This is a genomic window from Flavobacterium notoginsengisoli, assembly GCF_042686225.1.
In the GTDB taxonomy this organism is placed as follows: Bacteria; Bacteroidota; Bacteroidia; order Flavobacteriales; family Flavobacteriaceae; genus Flavobacterium; species Flavobacterium notoginsengisoli.
This window is the reverse complement of record NZ_JBHUOT010000005.1, coordinates 111,384-136,003: the sequence shown is the minus strand read 5'-3', so window position 1 is coordinate 136,003 and position 24,620 is coordinate 111,384. Positions and strand designations below refer to the sequence as shown.

Below are 24,620 nucleotides of genomic sequence, written 5' to 3'. Positions count from 1 at the left end.
TTTCAATAATGAAAAAATGTTGTTAAAATATTTAGAATGCTTCTTAATTCAGTCCGACTCCATAGATATATTCATCTAATTCGATTTTGAATAAAGAACCTTCAACCAAATCTTTAATTGATTTTAATTCGGTCATATTTACAGCCAGATCAATAGAATTGCAAGGTGTTTTCAGTAAGAATTTATGGCAGGAATATTTCATTTCACAAGCTTCGCAACAAGCATTTTCAATCATACTATCTTCAATTAAATCGCAGAAAAGATTTAATTCAGCAACTGTAAAATAAAAGCCGGTTTCTTTGAAAACCAATTGTACCTTGTCTGAAATAGTCGTGTTGCGATCTTTCCAGTAAAAAGCAATTCCAAAGTTATTATGATATATCTGTTCAATTTCTCTCATCGTAAATCCTTTTATGCCAACAAATATAAATATTATTTATATTAATTCTAAATAAAAAAATCATAAAAGTTTGAAAAATATTTTTGAACCATATAAGAAATATAAGTTCTATTAAAAAGGTTTTTTATTTTGTGTAGTTTGATAATGAAAAAGGCCTTCAGTTTTAACTAAAGGCCAATCAAATGAGTTCAAATATTAAATGAACTTATATTTCTTATATGGTTTATAAAAATTATTTAAGCCATTTTTTTATGTTTGAAAGAAATTCATCTTGCTGATCTACAAATAAATAATGCGAACAATTGTCTAATAAAGCAAAGTGGTCTGCACCTGCGATATTTTTTATAGATTGAATTTGTGCCGATGAAAAAATACCATCCTGTTTTCCGTAAATAGCAAAAACAGGAACTCCCTCAGCTTTGATTTTCTTTAAAAAAGGTCTGCTGTCAATGTTGTTTTGTTTTTCATTTTGATAAAAAAGCAGAGGCGCATTTTTGTTTCGAATATTGGTTTTGAAAAATTCTCCAGTTTCATAATCAGCATATAGTTTTTTTAGATTTTGCAGTGGGTTTAGGCATTTTAAAATAATTTTCATCACTAGCCAAATCAAAGCAATGTTTTCTATATCCGGCAGAATTTTTATCCAGTTTTTCTATGTAAGCAATTTTGTTTAGTGTTTTAGAGTCTCCGTCATGTATTTTCTTTATAGAATTTAAGATGTGATCGTAAGTTTCCTGCTGCGAAAATAAAGCTCCGGCCAAAACCAAAGCGCTCACATTTTTTGGATATTTATTAGTGTAAAGTGTCGCCACCAATCCACCAAAACTATGACTTAACAAAATGGCTTTCTTTAAATTATACTTTTTATAAATCGAATTGAGATCTTTAAAAGCTTCTTCATAAGTAAAAGTTGCATTAGGATCTGTTGATCTTCCTTCGCCTCTTCGATCGTAAGCAATAACATAAAAGCCCTGATTGGCTAAATTTTGAGCTGTTGTTCCTTCAAACAAAGTGGCATTGCCGCTAGGACCGCCATGAATGAAAATTACAGGCTTGCTTTTTTGGTTTCCGTAAGTTTTAATGTAGAGGTTTTGTCCATTTGCAAAAATGGAAAAGATAAAAAATAGAGAAAGAAAAAGCGATCTCATCTATTCCAATTTATTATGATCTTCCATATCTCTTTTCAAATCTAAATTTCTAAAAGTTGGCGATTTTAAAGCCGTTACAATAACGGTTAAAAGTGTCACACTTCCTCCAAAAACAACCGATGTTACAGCACCCATCAATTTGGCAGTTGCACCGCTTTCAAAAGCGCCTAATTCATTCGAAGATCCCACAAAAATCGAGTTTACAGCACCAACACGCCCGCGCATATGATCAGGAGTTTTAAGCTGTAAAATGGTTTGACGAATTACTACCGAAATTCCGTCAGCTAACCCGCTTAAAAATAAAGCGAAAACCGAAAGCCAGAAATAAGTAGAAAGTCCAAATAAAATGATGGATAATCCAAATACAAATATGGCAATTAGAAGTTTTTTTCCGGCATCTTTATATAATGGCACATAAGCAGAAACAAGCATTGTAATAAAAGCTCCAACTGCCGGAGCGGCCCTTAAAATACCAAATCCTTCAGAACCCACTTTTAAAATATCTTGTGCAAAAACGGGTAATAACGCGACAGCGCCTCCAAAAAGTACAGCAATCATATCAAGAGATAAGGCACCTAGAACAATTTTGTTTTTAAAAACGAAGTTTAAACCTTCAGTAAGGCTGTCTTTGATTGATTCTCCAATCTTCGGATTTATAATCGGTTTTGCACTGATTTGCGATAAGGCGATTAAGGAAAGAATCGAGAATCCGAAAACCAAGCACATGGACCAGTGAACTCCAATCCAGTTGATTGAGAAACCTGCTAAAGCCGGTCCCATAACAGCTCCAATCTGCCAAACCGAACTGCTCCAGGTTGCCGCATTTGGATATACTTTTTTAGGAATAATCAATGATAAAAGCGAGAAAATAGTTGGTCCAAGAAAAGAACGAACCAATCCTCCAAAAAATACTAAAGTATAAATAGAATATAAAATAACAGTTGAAGACCAGCCGCCAACAACTTTCGGCCAAGTCAATAAAAATAATCCAAAACTGATTACGGAAAAACCTAAAATACATTTTACCAATAATCCTTTCTTTTCTCTTTGGTCGACAATATGTCCTGCAAATAAGGCCATTCCGACGGCAGGAATTACTTCCATCAAACCAATAATTCCTAACGAAAGCGGATTTTTAGTTAAACTGTAAACTTCCCATTCGATTACGATAAACTGCATTGACCAGGCAAAAACCATTGCAAAACGCAATAGTAAAAAAACGTTGAATTCTCTGTAACGAAGCGCCTGATACGGATCAGGTTTATTGGATTTAATCTCTTCCATTTGTTCTAATGTCTTTCAGCATAAGCTGAGTTGAAATTGTACCGTTCCATTCATTTTCGGCGATTGTATAAGCCAGCTGAAACGGATTTTGATTTTGTGCTATGTTTAATTTTTTCCCGAGTCCAAAGCCAATTGCGGCAATTCCGTCCGAGTTGTGTTGTTTGACAAAAAGTCTTAAATGCTCTTCTTCTGCACCAAGAGTTTTGGCATAACCGGTGTCTTTTAAATCCCGGGTCATAAAAACCGGAGTCATATTCTGTGGTCCAAAAGGTTCAAATTGTTTTAAAATCCGAATCAATTTTGGGGTTATATCAGAGAAGTTTATTTCAGCATCAATTTCGATTTCCGGAGTTCGCATTTCGGGTTGAATGGTTTCTTGCACGCATTTCTCAAAAGCTTCTTTAAAGAGCTGATAATTCTCTGCTTTCAAAGTCATTCCTGCTGCATACATATGACCTCCAAATTGCTCCAAATGTTCTGAACATGCATCGAGCGCATTGTAAACATCAAAGCCTTTGACAGATCGGGCAGAAGCCGCGTATTTGTCACCACTTTTGGTAAAAACCAAAGTCGGACGATAATAGGTTTCAATTAATCTTGAAGCCACAATTCCGATAACGCCTTTGTGCCAGTCTTCCTGAAAAACAACGGTAGAAAAACGTTCTTCTTCGTTATTTTGTAAAATCTGCTGAAAGGCTTCTTTGGTAATTTTTTTGTCTAAATCTTTTCGGTCTGCATTGTACTGTTCAATTTCTGAGGCGAATTGCTGTGCTTGTTCAAAATTGAATTCGGTTAGTAATTCAACGGCATGATTGCCGTGTTTGATTCTTCCTGCCGCATTAATTCTTGGAGAAATAATAAAAACAACATCCGTAATATCTAAAACTTTCTTTTTTACCTGATGTACCAAAGCTTTAATTCCGGGTCTTGGCTCGCTATTAATTACCTTTAAACCAAAGTAAGCCAAAACACGATTTTCTCCCGTAATCGGAACAATATCTGCAGCAATCGCAGTAGCAACTAAATCCAGATACGGAACTAAATCTTCAATCGTTTCATTTCGGTTTTGACCTAAAGCCTGAATCAATTTAAAACCGACGCCACAACCGCATAATTCATCGTAAGGATAGGAGCAGTCTTCTCTTTTTGGATCTAAAACTGCCACAGCATCCGGAAGAAATTCTCCAGGACGGTGGTGATCACAAACAATAAAGTCGATGTTTTTTGCTTTCGCGTAAGCAATATGATCAATAGATTTGATTCCGCAGTCGAGAGCAATAATTAAGGAAATTCCGTTATCGTCAGCATAATCAATTCCTTTATAGGAGATTCCGTAGCCTTCATCGTAACGATCCGGAATATAAGTAGCAATATGAGGATAATGTGATTTTAAGTATGACGAAACCAAAGAAACTGCTGTTGTTCCGTCCACATCATAATCACCAAAAACCATAATGTTTTCCTGATTTTCGAAAGCGCGTTCAATTCTTGCAACAGCTTTTTCCATATCTTTCATCAAATACGGATCGTGCAAATGTTCTAAAGATGGACGAAAGAAATTTTTAGCATCTTCAAAAGTTTCAATGCCGCGCTGAATCAAAAGCGTTGCTACAAAATCTTCTACATTCAAGGCCTGCGCCAAATGTTTGATTTTATCTTCAGCAGGTTTTGGTTTTAAGGTCCAACGCATGGGGTGATTTTAGATTTTGGATTATTGATTTTAGATTGCAGATTTCTAAAATCGTTTAATCTGATTGGTAATTTTTTTTAAACACATAGAAACATAGTTTATTGGAAACTTAAAAAAGGCGTTTCACTTGCATAAATTCACATTCCCGATAGTTATCGGGACTATGTGTTAGAAACTAGTTTCTTTCTAATTTCTTTTATTCATAAACAAAGAAATCTATGTTTCTATGTGTTTATTTTTTTACGCATTCCCAACGGTTGTCGGAAACGGTAGAGATATTCTGTTTCAACTTTGTCAAAGTTTCAGCGTGTAGATTTCAGCAATCTAAAATCTACACTCTAAAATCTAAAATTATTTTGCTTCTAAAGCATTTCCTTCAAACTGAATTCCGTCCCAGCCTAAGTTGATGAAATTTCTAATATTCTGGTGATTTGTTCCGCTTGAATCTCCTAAAACTTCTTCAAAATAAAAAGCGCCAAAACAAGCTAAAGTTTCTTCTTTGCTTAAGTTTTGCAATTTTGCGAAAGAAAATAATTTACAAGAACCTGAATTCTCTCCGGCAGCATTGTGCTGTGTTCCGTTTTGAAAGGCGGTTGGCGTGAAGTTGTAATTTTCTTCGATTACGGCAATAGTTTCAGGAAATGTGATTTGTGTTGGTGTTTGTTTTACTTTTTCTAAAAAGGCTTGAATGCTCATGATATTCTGTATTAGTTTTTTACATTAAACGACATTGAATTTTGAATCTCAATAATTTTTCCGTCATATGGAATTTTTACTAAGAGATGCATTTGTTTGTCGTTTACTGATTTTGGGATAAATTCGTAATTAAATCTTGTTTTATTGTTTTCACCAATTTTAATTTCTTTTTTGCCTTCGATCTTATAGATTTCATACTTTGGTAATTTCTTGTCGAATGTTTGAAATAACATGACAATATTGTTCTTTTTTCCAACTTTAATAGTTTCCACATCTGGAACTCCGATTAATATTTGAGAATTCAAAAAATCACGTTCATTTTTTGATAACGAATCTTTTAAGCTTTTATTCTCATTTTCAAGTTGTGAAATTTTATCCAATAAAGTCTTTTCTTGGTTTGAATTATTACAACTAAATAGCGTTATGCAAATAATTATAAAGATTATTTTTCTCATTATTTTAAATGGTAGTAATTCGTGAATTCGTGGCAACTATTCTTCTTCATCATCCTTAGAATACTTACTTTTTTTAGCTTCTTTTTCTATGGTTTTCCCAGCAACAACAACGACGATTTCGCCTCGTGGTGCCGTTTTTTCGAAATGTGCTAAAACCTCTTTTGCTGTTCCACGTACATTTTCTTCGTGTAATTTTGATAATTCTCTCGAAACGCAAACTTGTCTGTCTTCTCCAAAATATTGCACAAATTCAGCTAAAGTTTTAACGAGTTTATGTGGAGAAACGTATAAAATCATAGTTCGGGTTTCTTCGGCTAAAGCCAAAAAACGAGTCTGACGTCCTTTTTTATCAGGTAAAAAGCCTTCAAAAACAAATTTGTCATTTGGAAGTCCGCTGTTTACAAGCGCGGGAACAAAAGCCGTTGCACCCGGAAGACATTCGACTTCAATTTTATTTTCAACACAGGCTCTTGTCAATAAAAATCCCGGATCTGAAATCGCCGGAGTTCCTGCGTCTGAAATTAAAGCGATAGTTTCTCCTGCTTTTAATCTTGCAATTAAATTTTCGGTGGTTTTATGCTCGTTGTGCATATGATGGCTGTGCATGTGCGTGCCAATTTCAAAATGCTTCAGGAGTTTTCCGCTTGTTCGGGTATCCTCAGCCAAAATCAAATCGACTTCTTTTAAAACCCGAATGGCTCTAAAAGTCATGTCTTCAAGATTGCCAATTGGCGTTGGAACGATATATAATTTTGACATATTTTTTTATTCGTAAAATGTAAAATGTGAAATATGAAAATGTCTTTACGCGAATTTCTTCTCGATAATTCCAAGAAAACGTTCTGCGTAATCATCTTTCCCTTCCCAATTGTTGTAATCCGGTTTTACCATGTTTTCAATAAATTCTTTTGCTTCGCTGTAAGAATCAAAAGTCAGTAATTGATTTAAAACACGGCTGTAATCTTCGGTACTGTTTCCAAAAAGATTTTTGGTGAAAGCAATTCTGTCATTTAAATCGATATGAAAACCTCTTGCCAGTTTTTCATTCAGACTCACCGCTTTAGGTTGAGAAGGAGTATCCAAAATAACTGTCTCTACTTTTTTCTCTTCCTTTTTTTCTTCTTTAAAATCATTAATAGAAGCAGATTTAGCGGGAGGAACAGCTTCAAAACTATCCACTTTTACAAATTGAGCATCGGCATAATTAACACCAAAATCTTCAAATAATATAGTGGGTATAGCTGAATATTCTGCTTTTGGTTCTTCTTTGATTTCCTGTGTGTCCAATTCAAAAGCAGGTTTAAAATCCGGAATTGGCTTTAAATCGTTAACAGTTGTAAACGAAAGTTCTTCAACAGTGTTTTTAGCTTCTTCTGCGTTTTCTATTTCTTTTTCAGCTTCCGGTTCAATAATTTCAGCAATGATTGGTTCAGGAGTTTCTTCAACAACTTCTTCAATTACTGGTTCTTCAGCTTCAACAATCACTGGTGCTTCTTCTTCAATAATTTCAGGCTCGGTAGCTTCTTCAAGTAAAATAACTTCTTCTGCAGCCGGAGTTTCTTCTTTAATTTCTGCTTCAAGTTCAATTACGGCTGGAATTATTTCTTCTTCTTTATTGAAAATAGTTTCGAGTTCCTCAGTAATTTCAGCTTGTCCAATAGTTGGTTTTGCAGTGTCGAAATTTTCTTCTACAAATTTTAATACTGTTAATTTTTCATATAATTTCTGAGTCTCTAGATACAATTGATTGATATCGGATTTGTTTTTAAGCTTTAAAATTCGATGTGCAATGCTGATTAAATCGGCTTCCAATTTTTTTTTCATAACTGTTGAAATTATAGTGAATACGGTATTTTAGTGTATTTAATGTCTGAATGTCTTTATTCTTAAATAAATCCTGAAGATCTTTTAAAGATATTTTTTATTTCTGTTAATAAGCGTTTGTCGATCTCCGATTTGATAAAATTTTTCTACTTTTGAAAAAATGTAAAACAGCACATTTTTACGTCGATTTATTACCAGTACAAAGTAATAAAAACTATTCATTTTAAAAGGCAGAAAAATACAAAATGTTTCTCGAAAATACAGTAAATCACAAAGAACAATTTGGGTGGATTGAAGTTATTTGTGGATCAATGTTTTCGGGTAAAACCGAAGAGTTAATCCGCAGATTAAAGCGCGCTCAGTTCGCCAAACAACGAGTTGAAATTTTTAAACCCGCGATAGATACCCGTTATCATGACGAAATGGTAGTGTCTCACGATGCTAATGAAATTCGTTCAACTCCTGTTCCTGCAGCTGCCAATATCTTAATTCTTGCACAGGGCTGTGATGTGATTGGTATTGATGAAGCCCAATTTTTTGACGATGAAATTATTACCGTTTGTAACGATTTGGCAAATCAGGGGATTCGTGTAATTGTTGCGGGTCTGGATATGGATTTTAAAGGAAACCCGTTCGGGCCAATGCCTGGACTTATGGCAACTGCTGAGTATGTAACCAAAGTTCATGCAGTTTGTACGAGAACAGGAAATCTGGCCAATTACAGTTTCAGAAAAACCGCTAATGATAAATTGGTGATGCTGGGTGAAACAGAAGAATACGAACCACTTAGCCGTGCAGCGTATTTTAATGCCATGAAAAAAAATCAGGAAAAATAATTTCCGGGTTTAAAATTTGTTAAGTAAACAGAACATGAGAAAATCAAATATTTTATTATTGGTTGTTATTGGAGTTGCACTTGCTATGGCAGTTTATTTTCAGTTTTTTCTTTCCGAAGAAGCAAAAGAAACAAATACTGAAATAACAGAGCTGGTTGCGAAATATAATAAAAGTTGTCCTTTAAATATTCAGGAAGGTATTCGCCTTGACAGTGTTAGTCTGCCGGAAGAAAGAACAGTTCAGTACAATTTGACTTTAATGAATGTAGCGCAAGAAACGGCAGAAACAGATGTAATTCAGGAAGAAATTAGAAAAAGCTTAATAAGTACCGCAAAAACAAATCCCGGACTTCAGGTTTTTAGAGATAATGATTATACGCTGAATTATAGCTATAGTGATAAAAAGAAAGTATATTTATTTACTATAAAAATATTACCAGATCAGTATAAATAATCAACGTTTTAGAGACGTTTTTAAACCCGATAGATTTTGATAAATCTATCGGGGTTTTTTATGAATTGAAGAAGCGTTATTGCAGCATTTCATTTTATATTTGGTACTGAATTGTTTTTTAGTAATTTTTCTTCTTCATTTTTATCGTAAATCAAATTGAATTTTTTAGATAATGTTCCTGATGCTGTATATATAATCCAATAGATAATAGGAAGAGGTATGCATCCTAATAAATAACCGGGAGTAATTTCAATTTTTTTTGTATCTGATGAATAGATGTCAAAAAGAATATTAATGCATAAACAAACTGCAAAATACATGAACAAGTAGAGTAAATGTAGTAGATATGAATTGACTTTTTTTGAGATTTTCATTTTCTGTTTTTTAATTGCAATATAATAAAAATCAGTTTGTTGTTTTTGAAATGATAGCCAGGATAATAGAAGTTGAAAACTATTTATATTAAAGGAATTTCAATTTGGCTTGACCAGAAAAATAAGCAATTAAGATTAGAAAATAGTTATAAAAATAAAACCCGACAGTTTAAAAAACTGTCGGGTTTGCTATTTAAATGAACTTATATTTCTTAAGTGATTTATAAAAAACTTAAATTTTCTTTCTCATTCTCGCAACCGGAATATCTAACTGTTCACGATATTTTGCAATTGTTCTTCTGGCAATTGGATATCCTTTTTCTTTTAGAATTTCAGCTAGTTGATCGTCTGGAAGCGGTTTTCTCTTATCTTCTTCTTCAATCGTGTTTTGAAGAATTTTTTTAATTTCTAAAGTCGAAACATCTTCTCCCTGATCATTTTTCATCGCTTCAGAGAAAAACTCTTTAATCAATTTTGTTCCATACGGAGTTTCAACATATTTACTGTTGGCAACACGTGAAATCGTCGAAATATCCAAACCAACCATATCCGCAATGTCTTTTAAGATCATTGGTTTTAGCTTGGTTTCGTCGCCGTCTAAGAAATATTCTTCCTGATAATGCATAATGGCATTCATCGTTACAAAAAGTGTTTCCTGACGCTGTCTGATAGCATCAATAAACCATTTGGCTGAATCTAATTTCTGTTTGATAAACTGAACGGCATCTTTCTGCGCAGTCGATTTATCACGGGATTCTTTGTACGTCTGCATCATTTCCTGATAATCTTTGGAAACGTGTAGAGAAGGAGCGTTTCTTCCGTTTAAAGTCAGTTCCAGTTCGCCGTCAATAATTCTAATAGCGAAATCGGGAACTATATTCTCAGTTACTTTATTGTTTCCTGCAAAAGAGCCGCCTGGTTTTGGGTTTAATCTTTCAATTTCGTGAATGGCTTTTTTAAGCTGTTCGTTTGAAACGCTGTATTTCTGTAATAATTTATCGTAATGTTTCTTCGTAAAAGCATCAAACTGATTTTCTATAATGTCAATGGCTAAATCAACATATTCAGTTGGTGTTTTATGCTTTAACTGAAGCAGTAAGCATTCTTGTAAATCACGTGCACCAACTCCTGATGGTTCCAGTTCATGAATTACAGTCAGCATTTTTTCGACCATTGCTTCATCAGTATAAATTCCCTGAGTAAAAGCCATATCGTCTACAATATCAGGGACGCTTCTGCGGATATAACCCATATCATCAATACTTCCGACAAGGAATTCAGCGATTTCACGCTCTTCATCGTTCAAAATAAAAGTATTCAGCTGATTGATTAAATCCTGATGAAAACTGATTGGAGCTGCAAAAGGCGTTTCGCGTTCTTCATCATCACTATAATTGTTTACCTGAGTTTTGTAATCAGGCGTATCGTCGTCGCTTAAGTATTCGTCAATATTAATGTCGTCTGCTTCGATTCTGTCTGATTCTGCGTCATCATAATCGTCGTAGTCTTCATTGGCAAATTCATCGGCTTCATATTCGTCTTCTTTTCCCGCTTCAAGAGCCGGATTTTCGTTCATTTCTTCTAATAAACGCTGTTCAAAAGCTTGCGTAGGCAATTGAATTAACTTCATCAGCTGAATTTGCTGTGGAGATAATTTTTGGGATAATTTTAAATTTAAAAATTGCTTGAGCATAGTTAAGGCGCTATTTTTTTTGCCACTAAGGCGCGAAGGCACAAAGTTTTTTATTTTATTGTGTTTCTTGCCACAAAGGCACTAAGACACAAAGTTTTTTATTTTAATACTAGGCGTTAAGACACAAATTTATTGTTTGCGTTATATATTTTATTCGAATTTTTTAAAATACTCTTTTTGTATTTATAAATCTTCTTATACCGCTCTTTATCAACGGAACATTGAAATTAATTAAAAAGCCTAAATCTTTATCCAGTAATTTTAACTGACTAATAATTTGTGCTTCCCAAACTGGATTCATTTGTTCAACTGCTTTTATTTCTATAATTATAGAATCTTCAATCAGTAAATCCAATCTTAGTCCTTCACTAAATTCAATTCCGTCATACATGATTGGAATATCAACTTGGCGTTTTACATCAAGACCAGCTTTAGCAATTTCGTGAGCTAGACAAACTTCATAAACTCTTTCTAATAATCCTGGTCCAAGTTGTTTATGAACTTTAAATGCTGAGTTTACTATTATTTTTCCAATTTCTTCCGTTCTTTCAGAGAGCATATTTTTTTTTGGGTTTTGCCACGAAGGCGTTAAGGCACAAAGTTTTTTTAAGTTTTTAAATCTTCACTAAAAAATTAAAATAATACTTGTGAATTTGTGTCTTCGTGGTATTATTTTAATTTTTTTGAGTCTTTAATTCATTCAGTTTAAAAGTAACTTAGCGTCTTTGTGCCTTCGTGGCAAAACTTCCTAGAACTCTGCACTTCCCGGGGTTCTTGGAAAAGGAATTACGTCTCTAATGTTTGTCATTCCAGTTACAAACAATACCAAACGCTCAAATCCTAAACCGAAACCTGCGTGAGTTGCTGATCCAAATCTTCTGGTGTCTAAATACCAGTATAATTCTTCTTTGTCAATTCCAAGTTTTTCCATTTTCTCAACCAAAACATCGTAACGTTCTTCTCTTTCAGAACCACCAACGATTTCTCCGATTCCAGGGAAAAGGATGTCCATTGCACGAACTGTTTCTCTTCCTGGTTCAGTGTTGTCGTTCAAACGCATGTAAAACGCTTTAATGTTTGCTGGGTAATCGTATAAAATTACCGGACATTTAAAGTGTTTTTCAACCAGGAAACGTTCGTGTTCTGATTGTAAATCAGCTCCCCATTCGTTGATTAAATACTGGAATTTTTTCTTTTTATTTGGAGTTGAATCTCTTAAAATATCAATTGCTTCCGTATAAGAAACACGTTTGAAGTTGTTCTCCAATACGAAGTTCAATTTCTCTAACAACGCCATTTCGCTTCTTTCTGCCTGTGGTTTTGATTTTTCTTCTTCTAAAAGTCTTCCTTCTAAGAAAGCTAAATCGTCTTTACAGTTGTCTAAAGCATATTTAATTACATACTGAATAAAATCTTCAGCCAAATCCATGTTGTCATCAAGATCGTTGAAAGCAACTTCAGGTTCGATCATCCAGAATTCTGCCAGGTGACGAGATGTGTTTGAATTTTCTGCTCTAAACGTTGGTCCAAAAGTGTAAATCTGACCCAAAGCCATCGCAAAAGTTTCACCTTCTAATTGTCCAGAAACCGTTAAGTTGGTATGTTTTCCAAAGAAATCTTTTTTGAAATCAATGTTTCCTTCTTCATTTTTTGGAAGATTATCCAAAGGCAATGAAGTAACTTGGAACATTTCTCCAGCACCTTCAGCATCAGCTCCAGTGATAATCGGTGTATTTACGTAAACAAAACCTTTATCCTGAAAGTATTTATGAACCGCATAAGATAAAACCGAACGCACACGCATAATCGCACCAAAAGCATTTGTACGCACACGCAAGTGAGCGTTTTCACGTAAAAACTCCAAAGAGTGTTTTTTAGGTTGCATTGGGAATTTCTCCGCATCAGAATCTCCAAGGATTTCAAGTTTGTTCACCTGAATTTCATATTTCTGACCCGCACCTTTGCTTTCAACCAAAGTTCCAATTACAGAAACCGAAGCTCCAGTCGTGATTCTTTTTAAAGTTTCTTCCGGTGTATTTTCAAAATCAACAACACATTGAATATTATTAATTGTAGAACCGTCATTAAGCGCGATGAACTGATTATTTCTAAAAGTTCTCACCCATCCTTTTGCATTCACTTCCTGTAGCGTCGTCGTACTGTTTAATAAGTCTTTAACCTTTGTGTGTCTCATTTTAATTTTAGATTTATAGATTGCTGATTTTACATCAAAATAAAACCAGTGTTTTTTATATCGAATTGCAAATATAAACGATAATAATTAATTTTTGAAGCTGTTTCCTGCTCTTCGCTGTATCTTTCTATTTTTAAAGAAAAAATAGAAAGGATGCCGCTTCGATCAGGGCTAGGGCACTCAATTTCAAAAGAAGCTATTTCTTTTGTTTTTGTAATTTCGACGAAGGAGAAATCTCCGTAAGAAACTCGACAAAGTAAGGAATTACTATGCGGAGCTGCTTGCGGAGATTTCTCCTTCGTCGAAATGACAGACTTTGTAGAAAATTTTATTTCAAAAAGTCGTATAATCTAAAGACAAATAGAAAAACACCTGCAATTATAAAAAACAACCAGTATTTTTTTTGAGGTTTAAAATCTTCTCTATTTGTAGACTTTAAAATTATCCCAAAGCCTATTATAATCAGAGGGACAAATAATCGGAATGTTTCCATCTTAAATTTTCTTGGAAATAAAAAATGCTTATTTCTCCAAATTCTCCAATTCCTCTTTCTTCGTTTTTTTCTTCTCAAAAGTCAAAACAAGCGAAGGTAAAACTACCAGATTAGCAAACATGGCAAAAACCAAAGTACAAGAAATTAATCCTCCTAAGGCGATTGTTCCACTGAAACTTGATAAAGTAAAAGTCGCAAAACCTAAAATCAAAACTACAGAAGTATAGAACGTACTTACTCCAGTTTCTCTCAAGGCGCTGAAAACAGATTTCTTCACTTTCCCACGGTTTTGAAGCAAGTCATGTTTGTATTTCGCCATAAACTGAATCGCATTGTCTACCGAGATTCCAAAAGCAATACTGAATACCAGAATCGTAGAAGGTTTTAACGGAATTCCGAAATACCCCATTAATCCCGAAGTAATACAAAGCGGTAAAATATTCGTAATCAAAGAAGCTGCTACCATTTTGAACGAACGGAATAAATAGAGCATCAAAATTGCAATAGTTGCAATCGCAAAAAGTAACGATTCGATTAAGTTATGTGCCAGATAAGTTGTTCCTTTCTGGAAAACTAATGCTTTTCCGGTAATCGTAACTTCATAACGATCTTTCGGGAAAATCTCATCAATTTTTTTGCGGAGTTTTCCTTCTACTTTTGCCATTTCATCTGTTCCAATATCTTTCATGAAAGTCGTGATTCTGGCATATTGTCCAGTCGAATCAACGTAAGCTTTCATCAAATTTTCTTTGCTGTTTTTGGTTGCATTTTTAGCATAACCCAAAATAAAAGTCTGTTCCTGAGAAGTTGGCAATTGGTAATATTCAGGATTTCCGTTGTAGAAAGCTTGTTTTGCATATTTAACCAAATTGACAACCGAAACCGGTTTTGCTAATTCTGGAACTTCAGAAATAGTATTTTGCAATTCATCCATTTTACGAATTGTAGCCGGCTTCATAACACCTTTTTTCTTTTTAGTGTCAATCATAATTTCCAGTGGCATCACTCCGTTGAATTCCTTTTCGTAGAATAAAATATCTTTAAAGAAAGAAGCTGTTTTCGGCATTTCACCAATCAAACTTCCTGATACTTTCATTTGTCTAACACCATTTAAACTTACTATAAAAAGTATTGCATAAATAGTATAAACAATTGACTTTTTGCCTTTAACGATATTAGCAACCACATTTAAAAGTGTTGAAATATACGTTTTGTCTAAGTGATATAAATGTTTCGCTTTTGGCAATGGCATAAAACTGTAAATAATCGGCACGATAAAAAGTGTCAAAGTATAAACAGAAAGCACGTTGATAGAAGTTACCAATCCAAATTCAAAAAGTAATTCGTTTCCGGTAATCATCAAAGTAGCAAAACCAATCGCTGCTGTTAAATTCGTCATCAAAGTCGAAGAACCAATTTTTGAAATCACACGCTGTAACGCTTTTGCCTGATTGTTATGCAGTTTGATTTCCTGCTGGTATTTATTAATCAGGAAAATACAGTTGGTTATTCCGATTACGATAATCAGCGGTGGAATAATAGCCGTTAAAATCGTGATTTTATAACCAAATAATCCAAGCGTTCCAAACGACCAGGTTACGCCGACAATTAAAATACAAATCGAAATAAACGTAGCTCTGAACGAACGAAAAAAGAAAAAGAAAATCAAAGAAACGGTCAATAAAGACGCTCCAATAAAAAGTCCAATTTCGCCTTTCATATTATCCGCATTGATCGTACGGATGTATGGCATTCCCGAAACTTTAAGGTCAATTCCGGTTGTTTTTTCGAATTTATCGATTTTCGGAACTAAATCTTTTAAGATAAAAGTCTTTCTTTCAGCCGTATTTACCAGTGCTTTGTTCATGTAAATCGCAGAACGTACACTCCCGCTTTCTTTGTTAAACAATAAACCTTCATAAAAAGGAAGATTGTGAAACAAATCATATTGAACCGTTTTTAAATAAGCTGGATCAAGTACTTTGCTTTCTTCAATAAATGGCGCTAAAACAAATTTTTGATTTACAGTATCTTTTTCCAGTTTCTTTAAGTCATTCAAAGAAATTACCAAATCAACTTCTTTCGCTTTTTTCAGACCATTCATCAATTCTGTCCAGGCAGCGTAATTCTTAGGCGTAAAAAACTTCGGATCTTTAAAACCAATCACAATCAGGTTTCCTTCTTCACCAAACTTATCAAGAAATTTTTGATAATCTTTATTCGCAATATGATCTTTTGGAAGCAAGTTGGCTTCGGTATAAGTCATAGACAGGTTTTTCCATTGATAACCAAGGAAAATAGTTAACAGGGAAAGAATAACTAAAATAGTTATTCTGTTTTTAAGTATAATTCGGGCCAATTTCTCCCAAAATCCGACTTGGACAGCGTTTTTCATATATTCTTTAAAAATGGATGCAAATGTAGTGAAAAGTGCTCGAAATCATAAATTAACCACTGTATTTTACTTAACGTTAACACAAATTTGAAAGTTTGTTCTTTGTGATAATCCCATTCGTTTTTACTATTTAATGAATAGCTTTTCTCATCTTTGCATGAATTAAAAAACAGGAAAAAATATTTTTATAACTTCGAGTGATTAAAAAATGTTCCAAAAGTTTAATTTTTGAAGAAATGAATTCAAAGCATTAAAACAGAAAATACAATCACAATGCAGGATAACAATACAACCACTTTTATTTTTTTAGCAATTCTTTTTTTGCTGATTGTCATCATTTGTTTTATGATTTATCAATTGATGCAGGCCAAAAAAGCAAAAGAAGATGCCGAAAAGAGTTTTTATGCACTTGAAGTAAAAGTAAATGATCTTCAGTTAGAGAATTTAGAGTCAAAACTAAATCCGCATTTGTTTAAGAATATTTTAAATTCTATTCAGTCACATGCTTATCAGACGTATTTCGCTTTAGATAAACTGGCTAATGTTTTGGATTATATTTTATATGAAAGCAAAAAGAAATTTGTAACAGCAAAAGAAGAAATCAATTTTGCACTCAATCTAATCGAAATCAATAAAATCAAAATCAGTCCGCTTTTTGAATTGAAGATTAAAACGAATATCAACGAAGACGATAAATTATACGATCAGCCTTTGTTAGCGCCTTTGATTTCAATTGATTTAATCGAAAATGCTTTTAAACATGCCGATCTTCAAAGTGCCGATGCTTTTATTTCGGTGGTTTTTGAATTTAAAGACAATGCTTTTTTTATGACCGTTTCAAACAAAATCTCAGATAAAAAAGTATTGAAAAAGGAGCGAAGCGGTTTTGGCCATGCGACTTTGGAACATCGCCTTCGAATTATTTACAAGAATAATTTCAAACTCGATAAGTTTATAGAAAACGACATTTATATTGCTCATCTTAAAATAGATTTACTTGAATACAAAACTGAAATGCTTGCTTCTGGACGATGAGCTTCCTGGATTGACTTATTTGAAAATGCTTTGCGAACAAATTCCGGAACTGGAAATCGTCAAAACATTCAATAATCCGCAGAAACTTTTGTCTGATATTCCGGATCTGGATTTTGATCTCTTAATTTCTGATATTGAAATGCCGGGAATCGATGGCTTGCATCTGGCCGAAATGCTGGATAATAAATTAGTGATTTTCTGTACAGCTTATAAAGAGTATGCTGCTGATGCATTCAATATTGATGCAGTAGATTATATCACAAAACCTGTTAAGTTAGAACGTCTTCAGAAAGCAGTGTCTAAGGCTTTTGAGCGTTTCGATAAATCGGACAACTCAAAAAAGTTTATACAACTGAATACCGATAAAGGAAAGACTTTATTGTATTTTAATAAAATTCAATACATTACAACTGCTGTTAGTGACAGCCGGGACAAAACAGTTTTATTGGCAGATGGAAGTTTCCTGAATTTGAAAAACGTAAAATTCGATACCCTTTTACATGAATTACCCGATGCCGATTTCTGTAGAATTAACAAAAAAGAAATTGTAGCGGTAAAGGCGATAAAATTTTTTAATCACAACGAAATTGTGCTTCATCATTTAGAAGAAAATAATAAAAACACGGCCTTAATCTTAAGCGAAACCTATCGTTCTGATTTTTTGAAAAAGGTAAAATTATAACTTATTACAAAGTTTTTCCATCTTGTTACATACATTGAAAATTAGCCTGTAATTTGCTTTTTCACTTAAAACTCAGTTCTGATATTTGCGGCAATAAATCAAAAGAACGAGTTATGAATAACATTAAAAACTCTTTATTTTACATAACAATTATTGGCGGTTTTACGGCGCTGATTTATTGGGTAATTTCAAAAGGAGCCGCATTAGAGGTGGGGCGTAACATCGTAAAAAAACAAATCGAAAGTAACCATTGGAACGATTTCCTGGATTCTATGGTTCACAATTTACAACATCCATTAGCGATATTATTAGCTCAGATCGTAACTATTATTTTAGTAGCCCGTTTGTTTGGATGGTTTTTTAGAAAAATTGGTCAGCCATCTGTAATTGGTGAAATGATTGCAGGTATTGTTCTTGGGCCCTCTTTGGTCGGAATGTATTTTCCTGAATTTTCAGCCGCTTTATTTCCAAAAGAATCGTTAGGAAACCTACAATTTTTAAGTCAGATTGGTTTAATACTTTTCATGTTTGTTATTGGAATGGAGCTGGATTTGAAAGTGTTAAAAAACAAAGCACATGATGCGGTTGTGATCAGCCACGCCAGTATTGTAATTCCTTTTGCTTTAGGATTAACCTTGGCCTATTTTATCTACCACACTTTTGCCCCTATTGGTGTTGAGTTTTCTTCTTTCGGGTTATTTATGGGAATTGCCATGAGTATAACTGCTTTTCCGGTTTTGGCGAGGATAGTTCAGGAACGTGGTATGCAGAAAACAAAACTGGGAACCATTGCAATTACTTGTGCAGCAGCCGATGATATTACGGCCTGGTGTATTTTGGCGGTCGTAATCGCTATTGTAAAAGCGGGTTCATTTACAAGTTCACTTTATGTAATTGGTTTAGCGATTTTGTATGTAATTATAATGTTGAAAATTGTTCGTCCGTTCCTAAAACGTGTTGGGGATTTAAATTCGACTCGTGAAAGTTTAAACAAACCGGTTGTTGCGATTTTCTTTATTACACTTTTAATTTCTGCTTATGCAGCGGAGTTGATTGGAATTCACGCTTTATTTGGAGCTTTCCTGGCAGGGGCAATTATGCCGGAAAACAATAAATTCAGAAACATATTTATTGAAAAAGTAGAAGATGTAGCCATTATCGTTTTATTACCATTATTCTTTGTGTTTACTGGTTTACGTACACAAATTGGTTTGCTGAATGATCCCGAATTATGGAAAATTACAGGTTTAATTATTGCCGTTGCCGTTGCAGGTAAATTTTTTGGAAGTGCTTTGGCGGCGAAGTTTGTCGGACAAAGCTGGAAAGATAGTTTGGCAATTGGAGCATTGATGAACACACGCGGTTTAATGGAACTTGTTGTTCTGAACATCGGTTACGATCTAGGAGTTTTATCTACAGAGATTTTTACGATGATGGTAATTATGGCTTTGGTTACGACTTTTATGACAGGTCCGGCTTTAGATTTTATCGGATTTATTTTTAAAGATAAAGAAACGGCTGTACCGCAGGAAATTGGCAATAAAAGCAAATATAAAATCCTGCTTTCGTTTGCAACTCCGGAACGAGGAAAAAAACTGCTTAAAATAGCCAACAGTCTGGTTAAAAAACAGCCAGATAATTCGATTGTAACGGCAATGCATTTGTCATTAAGTACCGAAATTCACTCTTTTGATGTAAAAGATCATGAGAAAAAAATGCTGGTTCCGATTATTGAAGAATCCAATCGTCTGAACCAAAATATTGTTAGTCTTTTTAAAGTCTCGAATGATATTGATACTGATATTATTGACTCTGCAAATCATGGAGATTATGATCTCTTATTGGTTGGTTTAGGACAATCTATTTTTGATGGAACTTTATTGGGTAAAATACTTGGGTTTACTACCCGAATTGTAAATCCGGATCGTTTGATTGATAAATTTACCGGAAAAGAAGGTTTGTTTGAAAACAATCCTTTTGATGAAAGAACACGTCATATAATTGCAAAAACCAAAATGCCGGTTGGTATTTTTATCGATAAAGATTTAGAAGAAATCAATCAGGTGTTTATTCCTGTTTTTAGTAAGGAAGATGCTTTTTTAATAGATTATGCTAAGAAATTAATCAATAATAACGGTTCTCAGATTACAGTTCTGGATGCCAGCGGTGAAGTAAAAAGCATTCGTGAGATTCAGGAAACTATCCGGTCTATAGAGCAGATTGCCCCAAATCATATTATGATTATGAATGACAGAACGATTAAAAAAGAGTTTCTAGATGGTCAGGATTTAATGATTATAAGTCTGGACAGCTGGAAAAAACTAATAGAATCTCAAAGTACTTGGCTGAATAATACGCCATCGGTTTTGATTTTGAAACCATAGTTTTTAGAAATTCCCAAAAAATAAATTCCCAAATTCCAATTTTACAGATTGGTATTTGGGATTTTTTTTGTTTTTGTCATCCTGAGGAACGAAGGATCACACAAGCTATTCGACAAAGATTGGTAACTTACTTTACGGAGTTTCTAGTGCGATCCTTCCTTCGTCAGGATGACACAAACGTTGCGTTAAAATCGAAATTTAAATTGGAATTTCAAAAAATTGGAATTTAATAATTTAAAGGCCCAAATCAAGAACATAAGAAATCTTAACCGCAATATTATCTTCAAATTTCAATAACTGATTTGGTCCGTAACGATAGAAACCAGCCAAGCCGAAACCTTTGTATATTTTATTCAATTCAATTCCTGATTCAAAATAACCTTTGTCGAGTGTTTTGTAATCAGGGCCAACGTGTTGTTCCGGTTTTTCCATATTTCCCCAAGCCATTCTGGATACTAAAACCAAAGAAGGTCTTACTTTTTTGAGAATAGTAATGCGGTCAAAACCATGTTTAATCTGAAACATCAAATATTGACTGGAGAAGAACTCATTGAAAAACATCGTTTCAAAAGCATTTCTTCCTGAAAACGTAATACGCTGAATAATTGTTTCTTTGGTTAAATTGTTTGGAGAAGTATTGTATAAATGTGTAATTGGTACATCGCCCATTGCTAAACCTGCCTGTAAAAGCAAACTGGTTTTCTGACGGTTTAGGTATTTCTTTTCGTATTCGGCTTTAAAATCGATTTTGCTAAAAGTGAAATCATTGTCAAATACGTTCGGCAGTGATTGTGTGTATTGAAAAGTAAATCTAGGAAATCTTTTTTCCGATTCATTTCTACCGGTTGGGGTCTGCATAAAATCACTAAAAGGAGCCCACACAATCGAAAGCATTGCAGTCGTCATGATATAACTCGAATACAATTTTCCGTCATGATTGAAAAGATAATCAAATTTTGGCTCGATATAATTTCTTGAAAATTCTAAAATAGCCTCAGTTTTTGGGATAATTTTGGTTTGAATATTACCACGCCATCCTGTATATTCGTAGAAAGTACTAATGTTGATTGGACGCGGATCATAAATCTTAAAAACGCGTTTGTCAACAGCAAAAAATGTACTTGCAATCTCGCGAACATCATCTGTATAATATCCATTTAACCAAGTATTGGTGTATTTATCCAATAAAACGCCGGCTCCTAAACTATATTTAAAAACTCCATCTTTTGTTCCGTAAGCGCCGTAACCTTCAATTCTAAAATTTTTAGATAAACGATCGTTTGTGATACCGCCTAAACCAAGACGAAATCCTTCGTAATTATTATAGCTGATAATCTTTTTTAAATCCAAATCAACTGGTCCAATTGGGTAAAAACCATTGATGATTTTTCTACCAATTCCTAAACGTTTTTCAATTCGATTGCTGACAGAAATACTATCCAGTAATTGATATGTTTTTTGGCTTTTTAAGTCCAAATTTTCTTTTCGGTAGGCTTCCCAGAAACTTTCCGGTTTTTTGGCGGCATCGTCTTTAATTTCGATATAAAGTGATGGGTCTTTTACGGGGTTTTTGGTATTGACCCGAATATCAAAACTATTACTTTCAGAAAGTAGGTAGGTAAAGTCTGAAGCCACTTTTTTTCTTGGCTCAAAATTCTCTTCAACATCTCCGTCAAACTGAATCGTTCCTCCTAAAATTCTAATGTCATCATCATTTTTTCCTTTCACGATTTTAAAAGTCGTATTGCTTTGGAACCAGATTTTTTCTTTGGGATTATATTCAAATTCATGAATCCCGCTGATGTCCAAAACACCTTTAATTCGCATTACCGCTTTAGCAACAGCAAGATTTTCTTTGTCAATATATAAAACACCTTCTAATCCGGACGATCTTCGCTTAAGTTTATTTTTGAAATAAATCATGTACGCGTCACGACCTTTAATGCTTACCGTATCTAATAATTTATAATTGTAGCTGGATGTTGCAGCGTTTGAAATTGGATTTTCATATTTAGTCTCAAACAATTCGTATTTTGGATCATAAATTGAAATGGACTGCAGGTTAAATGCCAGGACTTCGTAAATTGGTTGTTTGAAGCCGGCAATTTTTGTCCCAAGCACTGTTTCTTTTAGCTTGTTGTTGGCAAATTGATATTGGGAAACTTTTTCGGTTTGAAATAAATGCTGTTTGCTTACAATTTCTTTGAACTTGTAATCGGAAGAATCAATATTGATTATCTTTTTATTTAAATCTTTGTAAGAGGCTGTTGAGTCAATTCGACCGTCAATTGAATCCGGATTGGCGGTTACGATAAGTTTGTTATAGGTTTTATATTCGAAATTATTGAGTTTTTTCTGTGGGTCATTCTGTGATTTACTGGCAATAACTTTTTTAATTATAGTTAATGCCGGATTTTCATTAGAAACAATAACTTCTTTTAGATCATCTGTTTGCTGTAAAAGTGAGATCGCATAGAAAGTCTTGTTTTTGATTAATGCAATGGTTTTGGATTGAAAACCAACATAAGATACTGTCAGTGCATTTGCAGATGAACTGATTTTAAAAATATATTTTCCGTCAACATCTGTAATAGTGTTGTTGTTTTCTGAAGTGGTAATGGTGGCAAACGGAAGAGGTTTGTTGTTTGAATCGGTAACGATTCCGTTTATTTGAATTTGCGCCTGAAGTGTAAGCGTAAAAAACAAAGTCAAAAAACAAAATAGCTTCATACAGAATGATATAGTTTCAAAAACGAAAAGAATTAAATTTTCGTATGCAAAAATAGCAATAAAAAAATCCGTCTGATACAATATCTCAGACGGATTTTATATTTTTATTATAAAACTAATTACACTTTCATGATTTCAGCTTCTTTTAAAGCCAATAATTCATCGATTTTTTTGATGAAAGCGTTTGTTAAGTTCTGAACTTCTTCTTCTGCAGATTTACAGATATCTTCTGAAGTTCCTTCTTTTTCTAATTTTTTAATATCAGTATTTGCATCTTTACGAGAGTTACGAATACCAATTTTAGCATCTTCAGCCTCAGATTTTGCCTGTTTTGCTAAATCGCGACGACGCTCTTCTGTTAATGGTGGTACGCTGATAATTACCATATCACCATTATTCATTGGGTTAAAGCCAATGTTAGCAATCAAAATGGCTTTCTCAATTGCCTGCAGCATATTTTTTTCAAATGGCTGTAACGTAATTGTTCTAGCATCCGGAACGCTGATTTTAGATACTTGTGAAAGCGGTGTCGCTGAACCGTAATAATCAACAAAAACACCTCCAAGCATAGCTGGAGAAGCTTTTCCCGCACGAATATTAAGAAATTCTTTCTCTAAGTGTGCAATTGTACCGTTCATTGATTCCTCAGTACTTTCTAAAATAAAGTCTATTTCTTCAGTCATTTTTTTTAGATTTTTAGATTTTTAGATGTTTGGTTTTTGACTTAAAAACTTTATGATCTAATTAACCAACTAATATAGTTTTGTTTTTATGTTTTAAAGATTGTGTTTTTTAAGAATATCAGAATTTCAATAAATCGCAATCTAAAGTGGTTTAAATATTTACTACAGTTCCTATATTTTCACCTTCACAAATTTTCAATAAGTTTCCAATTTTGTTCATGTCAAAAACAACGATTGGCAATTTGTTTTCCTGGCTTAAAGTAAAGGCAGTAGTGTCCATTACATTTAATCCTTTTTTGATAACGTCATCAAAAGAAATAAAATCAAATTTTACAGCAGAAGCGTTTTTCTCCGGATCAGAATCATAAACTCCATCAACACGTGTTCCTTTTAAGATTACGTCGGCATTGATTTCAATTCCTCTTAAAACAGCAGCAGTATCAGTTGTAAAGTATGGATTTCCTGTTCCGGCACCAAAAATTACGATTCTACCTTTTTCTAAGTGACGGTCCGCTCTTCTTTTGATGTATGGTTCTGCAATAGATTCCATTTTCAAAGCAGTCTGCAAACGCGTTTTCATTCCTTTGTCTTCAAGAGCGCCTTGTAAAGCCATTCCGTTAATTACAGTAGCAAGCATTCCCATGTAATCGCCTTGAACTCTATCCATTCCAGAGCTTGCTCCGGCAACTCCTCTAAATATATTTCCTCCTCCAATAACAATTGCAATCTCTACTCCTTTACTGTGAATCTGCTTAATTTCGTCGGCATATTCGGCTAATCTTTTTGGGTCTATACCGTATTGTAAATCACCCATTAGGGCTTCGCCGCTAAGTTTTAGAAGAATTCTTTTATATTTCATGTGTGTGTCGCGTTAATTTGTGCAAATATAGACATATTCTGATTTTTAAAAATAATGTTTGCAAAAAATTAATCGAAGGTGCGATTTTAGGAAAAAAAAACCTGTAAAAGGCAAATGAAATGGATTGTTTTTTATCGCAAAGCGCGCTAAGAATTTTATATAGATACGTTTATTATAATGCATAAAGTTCGCAAAGCTTTGTCTTTAAACAGCTTTGCGAACTTTAAAACTTCTTAATTCAATATTAAGTATAAAATCTTAGTCCCGATAGCTATCGGGATTGTATTGAATTCTCATTTCAAATTAGTCTT

General features: G+C 33.7%; 21 protein-coding genes. 5 read left to right on the top strand and 16 right to left on the bottom strand.

What is annotated here, in order from left to right; translation table 11 throughout:
* Positions 1-43: 43 nt before the first annotated feature.
* The 9 genes from ACFS3A_RS12995 to ACFS3A_RS12955 all read right to left on the bottom strand — a co-directional run bounded on the left by ACFS3A_RS12995 (position 44) and on the right by ACFS3A_RS12955 (position 7,497).
* Entirely contained in the window at positions 44-400 is a 357-nt protein-coding gene (locus ACFS3A_RS12995) for a hypothetical protein (protein WP_379825982.1), read from the bottom strand.
* A 232-nt stretch (positions 401-632) separates the two neighbouring features.
* Complete coding sequence (locus ACFS3A_RS12990; protein ID WP_379825981.1) at positions 633-995, bottom strand: alpha/beta fold hydrolase; 363 nt, start codon at positions 993-995, stop codon at positions 633-635.
* Positions 937-1,548, bottom strand: coding sequence for an alpha/beta fold hydrolase (locus ACFS3A_RS12985; protein WP_379825980.1), 612 nt, complete (start codon positions 1,546-1,548; stop codon positions 937-939). The genes ACFS3A_RS12990 and ACFS3A_RS12985 overlap by 59 nt, the downstream gene beginning before the upstream one ends.
* Entirely contained in the window at positions 1,549-2,832 is a 1,284-nt protein-coding gene (locus ACFS3A_RS12980; protein ID WP_379825979.1) for an MFS transporter, read from the bottom strand. It lies immediately after the preceding gene.
* The gene (gene recJ, locus ACFS3A_RS12975; protein WP_379825978.1) at positions 2,819-4,522 is read right to left on the bottom strand and encodes a single-stranded-DNA-specific exonuclease RecJ; all 1,704 of its coding nucleotides are present in this window, start codon (positions 4,520-4,522) and stop codon (positions 2,819-2,821) included. Before recJ ends, ACFS3A_RS12980 begins: the two co-directional genes overlap by 14 nt.
* Before the next feature lie 351 nt (positions 4,523-4,873).
* Positions 4,874-5,218 carry a HopJ type III effector protein gene (locus tag ACFS3A_RS12970; RefSeq protein WP_379825977.1) on the bottom strand — a complete coding sequence of 115 codons (345 nt, stop codon included), beginning with the start codon at positions 5,216-5,218 and terminating at the stop codon, positions 4,874-4,876.
* Positions 5,219-5,229: 11 nt separating this feature from the next.
* Positions 5,230-5,523, bottom strand: a complete 294-nt coding sequence (locus ACFS3A_RS12965) for a hypothetical protein (RefSeq protein WP_379825975.1) — start codon at positions 5,521-5,523, stop codon at positions 5,230-5,232.
* Positions 5,524-5,709: 186 nt separating this feature from the next.
* On the bottom strand, positions 5,710-6,432 hold the full coding sequence (gene rsmI / locus ACFS3A_RS12960; RefSeq protein ID WP_379825974.1) for a 16S rRNA (cytidine(1402)-2'-O)-methyltransferase: 723 nt from the start codon (positions 6,430-6,432) through the stop codon (positions 5,710-5,712).
* A gap of 45 nt (positions 6,433-6,477) precedes the next feature.
* Entirely contained in the window at positions 6,478-7,497 is a 1,020-nt protein-coding gene (locus ACFS3A_RS12955) for a hypothetical protein (protein ID WP_379825973.1), read from the bottom strand.
* Positions 7,498-7,742: 245 nt separating this feature from the next.
* On the opposite strand from ACFS3A_RS12955, the gene ACFS3A_RS12950 reads away from it, so the two are divergent.
* Both ACFS3A_RS12950 and ACFS3A_RS12945 read left to right on the top strand, forming a co-directional pair.
* Positions 7,743-8,333, top strand: coding sequence for a thymidine kinase (locus tag ACFS3A_RS12950; RefSeq protein ID WP_095928508.1), 591 nt, complete (start codon positions 7,743-7,745; stop codon positions 8,331-8,333).
* Between the two features lie 34 nt (positions 8,334-8,367).
* Entirely contained in the window at positions 8,368-8,787 is a 420-nt protein-coding gene (locus ACFS3A_RS12945; RefSeq protein WP_379825972.1) for a hypothetical protein, read from the top strand.
* A gap of 606 nt (positions 8,788-9,393) precedes the next feature.
* Here ACFS3A_RS12945 and rpoN read toward each other — a convergent pair.
* From rpoN to ACFS3A_RS12925, 4 genes are all read right to left on the bottom strand, one after another.
* Positions 9,394-10,854: an RNA polymerase factor sigma-54 gene (rpoN, locus tag ACFS3A_RS12940; protein ID WP_379825971.1), complete on the bottom strand. Its 1,461-nt coding sequence runs from the start codon at positions 10,852-10,854 to the stop codon at positions 9,394-9,396.
* Between the two features lie 163 nt (positions 10,855-11,017).
* Positions 11,018-11,413, bottom strand: coding sequence for a GxxExxY protein (locus ACFS3A_RS12935; RefSeq protein WP_379825970.1), 396 nt, complete (start codon positions 11,411-11,413; stop codon positions 11,018-11,020).
* A 189-nt stretch (positions 11,414-11,602) separates the two neighbouring features.
* Positions 11,603-13,048 carry an asparagine--tRNA ligase gene (gene asnS, locus ACFS3A_RS12930; protein ID WP_379825969.1) on the bottom strand — a complete coding sequence of 482 codons (1,446 nt, stop codon included), beginning with the start codon at positions 13,046-13,048 and terminating at the stop codon, positions 11,603-11,605.
* Between the two features lie 521 nt (positions 13,049-13,569).
* Positions 13,570-15,936: an efflux RND transporter permease subunit gene (locus tag ACFS3A_RS12925; protein WP_379825968.1), complete on the bottom strand. Its 2,367-nt coding sequence runs from the start codon at positions 15,934-15,936 to the stop codon at positions 13,570-13,572.
* Between the two features lie 273 nt (positions 15,937-16,209).
* Between ACFS3A_RS12925 and ACFS3A_RS12920 the strand changes: the two genes are divergently transcribed.
* From ACFS3A_RS12920 to ACFS3A_RS12910, 3 genes are all read left to right on the top strand, one after another.
* Positions 16,210-16,971 (top strand): sensor histidine kinase, encoded by a 762-nt coding sequence (locus tag ACFS3A_RS12920; RefSeq protein WP_109190818.1) that lies wholly within the window; start codon positions 16,210-16,212, stop codon positions 16,969-16,971.
* Positions 16,934-17,653, top strand: a complete 720-nt coding sequence (locus ACFS3A_RS12915) for a LytR/AlgR family response regulator transcription factor (protein WP_379825967.1) — start codon at positions 16,934-16,936, stop codon at positions 17,651-17,653. Before ACFS3A_RS12920 ends, ACFS3A_RS12915 begins: the two co-directional genes overlap by 38 nt.
* A gap of 113 nt (positions 17,654-17,766) precedes the next feature.
* The gene (locus ACFS3A_RS12910; protein ID WP_379825966.1) at positions 17,767-20,037 is read left to right on the top strand and encodes a cation:proton antiporter; all 2,271 of its coding nucleotides are present in this window, start codon (positions 17,767-17,769) and stop codon (positions 20,035-20,037) included.
* A 234-nt stretch (positions 20,038-20,271) separates the two neighbouring features.
* Here the strand turns inward: ACFS3A_RS12910 and ACFS3A_RS12905 are convergent, their stop codons facing one another.
* From ACFS3A_RS12905 to pyrH, 3 genes are all read right to left on the bottom strand, one after another.
* Positions 20,272-22,767, bottom strand: coding sequence for a DUF5686 family protein (locus ACFS3A_RS12905; RefSeq protein ID WP_379825965.1), 2,496 nt, complete (start codon positions 22,765-22,767; stop codon positions 20,272-20,274).
* A gap of 119 nt (positions 22,768-22,886) precedes the next feature.
* Complete coding sequence (gene frr, locus ACFS3A_RS12900) at positions 22,887-23,450, bottom strand: ribosome recycling factor (RefSeq protein ID WP_179001844.1); 564 nt, start codon at positions 23,448-23,450, stop codon at positions 22,887-22,889.
* A 151-nt stretch (positions 23,451-23,601) separates the two neighbouring features.
* Complete coding sequence (gene pyrH, locus ACFS3A_RS12895) at positions 23,602-24,309, bottom strand: UMP kinase (protein WP_057115131.1); 708 nt, start codon at positions 24,307-24,309, stop codon at positions 23,602-23,604.
* Between the last annotated feature and the right edge of the window lie 311 nt (positions 24,310-24,620).

Coding starts and splice junctions, on each gene's coding strand:
- frr (WP_179001844.1), bottom strand. CDS start 23,450: ATGACTGAAGAAATAGACTTTATTTTAGAAAGTACTGAGGAATCAATG.
- recJ (WP_379825978.1), bottom strand. CDS start 4,522: ATGCGTTGGACCTTAAAACCAAAACCTGCTGAAGATAAAATCAAACAT.
- ACFS3A_RS12925 (WP_379825968.1), bottom strand. CDS start 15,936: ATGAAAAACGCTGTCCAAGTCGGATTTTGGGAGAAATTGGCCCGAATT.
- rsmI (WP_379825974.1), bottom strand. CDS start 6,432: ATGTCAAAATTATATATCGTTCCAACGCCAATTGGCAATCTTGAAGAC.
- ACFS3A_RS12980 (WP_379825979.1), bottom strand. CDS start 2,832: ATGGAAGAGATTAAATCCAATAAACCTGATCCGTATCAGGCGCTTCGT.
- ACFS3A_RS12995 (WP_379825982.1), bottom strand. CDS start 400: ATGAGAGAAATTGAACAGATATATCATAATAACTTTGGAATTGCTTTT.
- ACFS3A_RS12935 (WP_379825970.1), bottom strand. CDS start 11,413: ATGCTCTCTGAAAGAACGGAAGAAATTGGAAAAATAATAGTAAACTCA.
- pyrH (WP_057115131.1), bottom strand. CDS start 24,309: ATGAAATATAAAAGAATTCTTCTAAAACTTAGCGGCGAAGCCCTAATG.
- ACFS3A_RS12920 (WP_109190818.1), top strand. CDS start 16,210: ATGCAGGATAACAATACAACCACTTTTATTTTTTTAGCAATTCTTTTT.
- ACFS3A_RS12945 (WP_379825972.1), top strand. CDS start 8,368: ATGAGAAAATCAAATATTTTATTATTGGTTGTTATTGGAGTTGCACTT.
- ACFS3A_RS12990 (WP_379825981.1), bottom strand. CDS start 995: ATGAAAATTATTTTAAAATGCCTAAACCCACTGCAAAATCTAAAAAAA.
- ACFS3A_RS12955 (WP_379825973.1), bottom strand. CDS start 7,497: ATGAAAAAAAAATTGGAAGCCGATTTAATCAGCATTGCACATCGAATT.
- rpoN (WP_379825971.1), bottom strand. CDS start 10,854: ATGCTCAAGCAATTTTTAAATTTAAAATTATCCCAAAAATTATCTCCA.
- ACFS3A_RS12985 (WP_379825980.1), bottom strand. CDS start 1,548: ATGAGATCGCTTTTTCTTTCTCTATTTTTTATCTTTTCCATTTTTGCA.
- ACFS3A_RS12950 (WP_095928508.1), top strand. CDS start 7,743: ATGTTTCTCGAAAATACAGTAAATCACAAAGAACAATTTGGGTGGATT.
- ACFS3A_RS12910 (WP_379825966.1), top strand. CDS start 17,767: ATGAATAACATTAAAAACTCTTTATTTTACATAACAATTATTGGCGGT.
- asnS (WP_379825969.1), bottom strand. CDS start 13,048: ATGAGACACACAAAGGTTAAAGACTTATTAAACAGTACGACGACGCTA.
- ACFS3A_RS12970 (WP_379825977.1), bottom strand. CDS start 5,218: ATGAGCATTCAAGCCTTTTTAGAAAAAGTAAAACAAACACCAACACAA.
- ACFS3A_RS12905 (WP_379825965.1), bottom strand. CDS start 22,767: ATGAAGCTATTTTGTTTTTTGACTTTGTTTTTTACGCTTACACTTCAG.